Here is a 2,519-nt window from a genome sequence, read left to right as displayed (position 1 = left end):
CATTCGCACCGTGGGGAACGAGACGTCCCAGGTGGCCGTCACACCGTTCGGCCTCGCGCAGATGGGTGCGGCTATAGCGCGGGGGAACGCGCCACTCCCGTCGATCGTCGCCGGGCACACCGCCGTCGCGGACAAGGACGCAGGCACCATTCCGCCCGCGGCTCTCGCGGAGCTCCGCGAGAAGCTGGCGAATTCCAGTCGTGACGTAGGCCTGGACGCCTACGACGGGTTGACGGGTTACGCGGGCAACAGCGACGACGACCGCTGGTTCATCGGCACCCGCGGCGATCTCGCGTTCGCCGTCTACATCGAGGACGCAGACGGAACGGACCAGGCAGTCAAGATGGGTACCAAGCTGCTCAACGAACTGGATTCCGCTCCCGCGGAGTGAGGCGAGTAGATTGAGTCACCGTGACTCTGCTCGAACTCGGCCTGCTCGTCGTCGCCGGGTTCTTTGCCGGACTCGTCGGGTTCGTGACAGGTCTGGCGTCCCTGGTGTCCTACCCAGCGCTGCTCGCAGTGGGCCTCTCACCCGTCTCGGCCAACGTCACCAACACCGTCGCCATGGTCGCGGTGGGGGTGGGTGCGACGACGAAGGCGTCTGCGGCAGTTGCCGAAGAAGGCACGAAACTGATTCGCCTCGGCGTCATTTCGGCGCTCGGCGGCCTGACCGGTGCGATCCTGCTCATCACCGCGCCCGAGGGGTCTTTCGAGGCGGTGGTCCCGTATCTTGTCGCGTTCGCCGCCATTGCGCTGCTGCTCCAACCGCGGATTCGAAAACTGTCCGGCGGCACCGAGTTTCCCACCCTGTACCCGATCTCGCTGTTCTTCGTCGCCGTCTACGGGGGCTACTTCGGTGCGGGTGCGGGAGTCATCTTCCTCGCGCTCGCGTTGATCTGCACGTCCGATTCGATCTGGCGGGCCAGCATTTTGAAAAGTGTGTTCCTCGGCATCGCCAATGTCGTGGCGGCAGTGCTGTTCGCGTTCTCGGGTGACGTCGATTGGCTTGCCGCGCTGGCCCTGTCGATCGGAGCATTCGCGGGCGGCTACTGTGGGCCGCCGGTGGTGAAGGTCATCCCACCGACGGTCCTGCGGATAGCCGTCGGAATCCTCGGCCTCGGTCTCGCAGCCTGGTTGCTCCTGAAATAGTGGCTAGCGCACGCCGCTCATCATCTTCTTGATCCATGGCGTGAGCGCCAACAGCATGACGCCGACGGCGATCGACACCCCGCCGACCGTGTAGAAGAACGGGTCGGGGTTGTCCTGGTCGTAGTACCCGGCGAGCGTTCCGGCCATGGCCGAGCCGAGCGCGACGGAGAGGAAGAACAGCGCGACCATCTGCGTGTGGAAGTTCTCGGGAGCGAGCTTGGTGGACAACGACAACCCGACCGGCGAGAGGAACAACTCTGCGAACGTGAACAGTAGAAGGATGCCGACGAGAGCGAGGAGCGGCATGCTGCTGCCGGCGAGCGCGGGCACGAAAGCGAGAAACGCCAAACCCATGATGCCGACACCCGCAGCGAATTTCAGCGGTGTCGACGGCTGACGGTCACCCAGTTTGGTCCACATCGCGGCGAACACTCCGGCGAAGATGATGATGAAGACGGGGTTGATCGACTGAACCCAGTTGGGTGGGAATTCCCATCCGAACAGGTTGCGGTCCAACACCGTATCCGCGATCAGCGGCACGGTCGTGAACTGCTGCTGAAACAGCGACCAGAATGCCGCGCTGGCGATGAACATCGGAATGAACGAGATGACCCGACGCCGCTCGACCGCGGTGATTTTCTTGCTCGACAGAATGAGGGCGAAGTAGCCGATGGCGGCCACCACCGTCACCCCGACCACGATGTCCGACATGTTGGACGCCGTGATCGCACCGAACACCGACAGCAATGCAATGACCACGATGGCCACGACGCCGATGCCCGCCCACTTGATTCGCTCGCCTGCCGGCAGCGGATTCGGCGGAACCGCGCCCACGCCGTGCAGATGCTTGCGGCCGAGCGTGTACTGAATCAGCCCCAGCGCCATGCCGACGGCAGCGAGACCGAACCCAGCGTGGAAGCCGAACTTGTCCCATGCCAAGCCGGTGAGAAGCGGTCCGACGAACGCACCGATGTTGATGCCCATGTAGAACAGCGAGAAGCCGGCGTCTCGACGGTTGTCGTGCTCGTCGTACAGGTCGCCGACGAGTGACGTCGCGTTTGCCTTGAGTCCACCGCTGCCGAAGGCGACGAGAACCAATCCCACACCGACGCCCACGAATCCGGGCAGAACGGCCAACGCGATGTGGCCGAGCATGATCATGACGGCGCTGTAGAACAACGTTCGTTCCGAGCCGAGCAAGCGGTCCGCTATCCATGCACCGAGGATGGTCGAGAGGTAGACGGTGCCGCCGTACGCGCCGACGATCGAGGTGGCCGAGCTCTCGGCGATACCGAGACCACCGTCGGACACCGAGTAGTAGAGGTAGTAGATGAGGATGCCCTGCATCCCGTAGAACGAGAACCGCTCCC

At 63.9% G+C, this 2,519-nt stretch carries 2 protein-coding genes and 1 pseudogene; 2 read left to right on the top strand and 1 reads right to left on the bottom strand.

What is annotated here, in order from left to right:
- Positions 1-391: pseudogene (locus WBQ44_RS12030) on the top strand (NTF2-like N-terminal transpeptidase domain-containing protein); the annotation flags it as partial.
- Positions 392-411: 20 nt separating this feature from the next.
- Positions 412-1,149: a sulfite exporter TauE/SafE family protein gene (locus tag WBQ44_RS12025; RefSeq protein ID WP_495566916.1), complete on the top strand. Its 738-nt coding sequence runs from the start codon at positions 412-414 to the stop codon at positions 1,147-1,149.
- A gap of 3 nt (positions 1,150-1,152) precedes the next feature.
- On the opposite strand, the gene WBQ44_RS12020 is transcribed toward WBQ44_RS12025, so the two are convergent.
- A partial coding sequence (locus tag WBQ44_RS12020) for a peptide MFS transporter (protein WP_495566915.1) occupies positions 1,153-2,519 on the bottom strand: 1,367 nt, incomplete at its 5' end.

Source organism: Rhodococcus sp. (in: high G+C Gram-positive bacteria) (assembly GCF_049591685.1).
In the GTDB taxonomy this organism is placed as follows: Bacteria; Actinomycetota; Actinomycetes; order Mycobacteriales; family Mycobacteriaceae; genus Rhodococcoides.
The sequence above is the reverse complement of the archived record's forward strand: the minus strand, read 5'-3'. Positions and strand labels throughout refer to the sequence as shown.